Here is a 4,533-nt window from a genome sequence, read left to right as displayed (position 1 = left end):
GCGCACAGATTTACTTCCTGATACACTGTGGAAATACCCATCTTCTGACTTGCAAGAGGGGTTGTTGGCTCTATCTTATTTCCATCAAAAATGATCTCACCGTTGGTCTTGTGATAAACGCCTGTAAGTACCTTTACTAAAGTTGACTTACCAGCACCGTTTTCACCCATAAGAGAAATAATTTCGCCTTTTTTTAAATTGAATGAAACATCCTTTAGTGCCTTTACAGCAGGAAAGAACATATCTATGTGCCTCATCTGCAAGATATAATCTTCACAATCAGACATATAGCACTCCTTGTATTTGTGGTGAATTACACTTATAGATCTGTTAAAGGGTGCTCGTGGCACCCTTTATTTATTAAGATTATATTAGTACTGACGTGTAGGGAATACTTCAGCTGCATTGTCAGAAGTATAAACACCCTCTTCTACGAATACGCTCTTAGGTACTGCTTCACCCTTTAGGATCTTCTGAGCGGTCTTGAAGAACAGATCACCTTGTAGTGGATTACACTCAACTGTTGCATTTGCCTTGCCATCCATCATAGCCTGGAAAATGCCCTTAACACCATCAACTGATACGATAATGATATCCTTTGATGGCTTCAAGCCAGCAGCTTCAATAGCCTGAATTGCACCTAATGCCATATCGTCGTTCATCGCAAACAGAACATCAATGTCATTACGGTTTGACTTTAAGAATGACTCCATAACCTCCTGGCCCTTCTGACGGGTAAAATCACCAGTCTGAGATGCTAGGATCTTGTACTTATCCTTATTGTCAGAATCATTCATTGCATCATTAAAGCCGTTACCACGACCTGTTGTTGCTGATGCACCTACGGTACCTTCAAGGATAACAATGTTAATCTTGTCGCCGCCGTTACGTGGTTTGATGTTGTTCTTTGTTACATACTCATCAAGCCAGTCAAATACCTTGCGGCCTTCGGTATACATATCTGTACCGATCTTTGCAACATATAAGCTTGGATCTGAAACAGTTAAGTCACGGTCCATAATAAGTACAGGGATTTTTGCTCTTTTTGCTTCACGAAGAATATTGTCCCAACCGGTTGCAACAATTGGCACGAAACCAATTAAATCAACTTTCTGAGCAATGAAGGTGCGAATAGCCTTGATCTGGTTTTCCTGCTTTTGCTGAGCATCTGAGAACTTTAATTCAATACCATTCTCTTTTGCAGCACGTTTTACGTCATTTGTGTTTGCAGTACGCCACTCTGACTCAGCACCAATCTGAGAGAATCCGATTGTGATCTGCTTTGCCTGAACAGATGATGATAAAGCAATTGTAGCACCGATAGAAGCAGCTAAAACAGCTTTTACTAGTCTCATAAAATCTCCTGTTTGTTTCACTCTTATATATTTTATCTTTGAAGATATCTATATATTAGACAGTATATTCACACCTGCCAACATTACTGATAATAAGTCAGATATTTGAAGATTTAAGTAATAGTGAATAAAAACGTGATACGTTATATATTTTTTTAACAAAAAAACAGATTTTTTAGACAAAGCTCACTATTTTCGCAAACATTTACGCTTTATCAATAATTATTATCATCAAAATTTTTCTTTTAAATTTCAATGTGTTAAAAATTTTATTTCTTTTAATATATTGTGATATTCACATATGAGACTGCTATTTTGCAAACGGTTACGCTTTATAAAAACATTGTTACAGCTCTTTTAAAAAGTCTTTTGAAAGTTTTTTTAATCCATAATTTATTTCAACTTCCAAATCTCTCATGGTAGGCATTAGGGTGAAGGTATGATCAAGTTTTTTGCAAAGTGTTCTGTAAAACATCTGCTGCTTTTCATTTAGAGGTGTTATTGATCGCCTGTAAAACCAGTATAGTCCCTGAACTGGAATAATGCACAGAACAAAAAGACAGGCTATTGTAGCCTCAAGATTCAAAGACAGAGCATAGATAAAAGGAACGCCTTTAAAATATCCACCGATATACAGACTCCAGATGATTGTAAGAAACAATAATGGAGGAATTACCTTATTTGCAAAATTCATTGATTTTTTTACCCTGTTTTCAGCAAATACAGGATTTAGATAATCCTCTAAAGGCCAGTCTTTCATATAGACATAGCCTGCTTTTAGTTTATTAATCATATAAAACCACTTAATTTTACAAAACGTAAGACAGTTAACTTCAAGTCTTTAATGTTCCTTGCCTTTATTATACACACATAGGAGTTTTACTGCTTTATCTGATAAAAATCTTAGTGTTGTGTCCATTAACAAAATAATATTGGCCGTGTTTTATTAGCTTCTCTTTGTTCGTGGTATAATTTTATAAGTTTTATTTTTTATCAGATTTGATTTTAAATCAGTTGGAGAAATTCTCGTGGCACATAATGTAATGCTGGTACCTACATACAAAACCAGCGGTATCTATACTGTATCATTAGGTCTTGTAAAAGCTTTAAATGATAATGGCGTAAAGGCAGCTTTATTCTCACCTTTCTACAATCCTACAAATTCATGCACAAAAGACAGATTATGCAAGTTCTGTGCAGCAAAGCAAATTGCAAAAGGTAACAAGTCAGAAGTTCTAGAAAGAATCGTTGCTGATTTTAACGATCTTACTAAGGGTAAGGACTACGATGTTGTTATCATCGAAGGTGTCTGTGATGCTCCTTTTGATACCGATATCATCAATGCTGACATCTGCCATGCTTTTGATGCCGATATCATTACTCTTACAACAGGCGTTTGCGAATGTGCAAAAAATGCAATTGATGCAACCTTAAACTTCTTTGGCAATGCCGGTAAAAAGAAAGTATTAGGTTCAATTCTTTTAAATCACAAGGCACCTAAAGATGCTAGCGGCAACAAGAAGCTTGTTTTATCAGGCTGTGGCAAGTGCCAGTGCTCTGATGGCAGCTGCTCTGTAAAAGAGCCAGTACTTAAGGACTTTATTGCTACTGTTGATTATGACAAGAAGTTCTACTCATTAAATGCAAATGAAGTAGCTTCAATTCTAAAATCAGAAGTTACAGGCGATACTGATGTTGAGCTATTCAAGGTAACATTCAGTGCACAAAATGCAAAAGAAGGTCAGATCCTTATTACTGAAGATGCAGATGTTACAACAAATGCATCATTAACCATTATCTGTTCAGGTGTAGATGGCAAATCAAACAGCAAGGCTATTATCAGAACTGATAAGTCAGCTTTAGCAGTTGTACAGGCATTATCATCTGCTGTTGCTTGCGTAAACTATGATAAGAAAGAGCAGATTTCATATATTGAAAATACTGTTGCTAAAGCTTTTAATTCAAAGGCTATTGAGTTAATCAAGACCTACGATAAGAATGCTTTACCTTTAATGAGCCCTGCAGCATTCCGCTACAAGCTAACCGAGCTTGCTCGTGCCGCTAACAAGAAGATTGCTCTACCAGAAGGCGATGAGCCACGTACTGTTGCTGCTGCAGCTGCTGTTGCAAAACAGGGTATTGCAACTCCTGTATTATTCGGTAAGAAAGAAACCATTCTTGAGGTTGCAAAACAGCAGGGTGTAACCTTGAATGAGAGAGTTGAATTTGTTGATCCTGATGAGGTTCGTGAGAACTATGTTGCAAGATTAGTAGAGCTTCGCAAGTCAAAGGGTATGACTGAGCAGATGGCTCTTGATATGTTAAAGGATAACGTAGCTTTAGCAACAATGATGATCGAGAAAAATGAGCTTGACGGTCTTGTTTCAGGTGCTGTTCATACAACAGCTAACACCATCCGTCCACCACTTCAGATCATTAAGACTGCTCCAAACGCAAAACTTGTTTCTGCAATTTTCTTCATGTTAATGGATGAGCAGGTTTACATCTATGGTGACTGTGCTTTAAATATCAATCCTGATGCTGAGCAGATTTCTGAGATTGCAATTCAGTCAGCAGATACTGCAAAGGCTTTTGGTATCGATCCTCGTGTTGCTATGGTTACCTATTCAACAATGAACTCAGGCAAGGGTGCTGATGTTGATTTAATGAGAGCTGCTACAGAGCTTGTTCGTCAAAAGCGTCCTGATATTCTTGTTGACGGTCCTCTACAGTACGATGCAGCTGTTATGGAAAATGTTGCAAAACAAAAAGCTCCTAACTCACCTGTTGCAGGCAAAGCCACTGTATTTATCTTCCCAAGCCTTTCAACCGGTAACACTGTTTATAAGGCTGTACAGCGTTCTGCAAACCTCGTTTCAATCGGACCTATGCTTCAGGGTATGAAAAAGCCTGTAAACGATCTGTCTCGTGGTGCATTAGTTGATGATATCATCTATACAATTGCAGTAACCGCAATTCAGGCAACTCAGGCTTAATGATTTAGCTATAAGGAGGGCAGCTTTGCTGCCCTTATTTGTTTATGAGAATACTGATTACAGGTGGTACTGGTCTTATAGGAAGATCACTTTGCTCTTTACTTTTACAAAAGGGGCATGAAATTTTTGTGCTCTCAAGAAATATTATAGATGCCAAAAACGTGCTGCCATCTGCAATCAGA

5 protein-coding genes are annotated in these 4,533 nt (G+C 37.6%); 2 read left to right on the top strand and 3 right to left on the bottom strand.

The genetic code is table 11. The features are described 5' to 3' along the window. The 3 genes from ACJML3_RS06505 to yfbV form a co-directional block, all read right to left on the bottom strand. On the bottom strand, positions 1 to 287 hold a 287-nt coding region (locus tag ACJML3_RS06505; protein WP_406021671.1), incomplete at its 3' end, for an ATP-binding cassette domain-containing protein. A gap of 84 nt (positions 288 to 371) precedes the next feature. Further along, positions 372 to 1,355: an ABC transporter substrate-binding protein gene (locus ACJML3_RS06500; protein ID WP_406021669.1), complete on the bottom strand. Its 984-nt coding sequence runs from the start codon at positions 1,353 to 1,355 to the stop codon at positions 372 to 374. Between the two features lie 346 nt (positions 1,356 to 1,701). Further along, the gene (yfbV, locus tag ACJML3_RS06495) at positions 1,702 to 2,148 is read right to left on the bottom strand and encodes a terminus macrodomain insulation protein YfbV (protein ID WP_406021667.1); all 447 of its coding nucleotides are present in this window, start codon (positions 2,146 to 2,148) and stop codon (positions 1,702 to 1,704) included. 235 nt (positions 2,149 to 2,383) lie between these two features. Here yfbV and pta point away from each other — a divergent pair, with 235 nt between their 5' ends. Both pta and ACJML3_RS06485 read left to right on the top strand, forming a co-directional pair. Next, positions 2,384 to 4,351, top strand: coding sequence for a phosphate acetyltransferase (pta, locus tag ACJML3_RS06490; RefSeq protein WP_406021665.1), 1,968 nt, complete (start codon positions 2,384 to 2,386; stop codon positions 4,349 to 4,351). Between the two features lie 44 nt (positions 4,352 to 4,395). Continuing rightward, the coding region (locus tag ACJML3_RS06485; RefSeq protein WP_406021673.1) for an NAD-dependent epimerase/dehydratase family protein at positions 4,396 to 4,533 on the top strand (138 nt) is incomplete at its 3' end.

Source organism: Succinivibrio sp. (genome assembly GCF_045124615.1).
Classification (GTDB): Bacteria; Pseudomonadota; Gammaproteobacteria; order Enterobacterales; family Succinivibrionaceae; genus Succinivibrio; species Succinivibrio faecicola.
The sequence above is the reverse complement of the archived record's forward strand: the minus strand, read 5'-3'. Positions and strand labels throughout refer to the sequence as shown.

Excerpts from the sequence above, each read along its gene's own strand:
- yfbV (WP_406021667.1), bottom strand. The coding sequence starts at position 2,148 with ATGATTAATAAACTAAAAGCAGGCTATGTCTATATGAAAGACTGGCCT.
- ACJML3_RS06500 (WP_406021669.1), bottom strand. The coding sequence starts at position 1,355 with ATGAGACTAGTAAAAGCTGTTTTAGCTGCTTCTATCGGTGCTACAATT.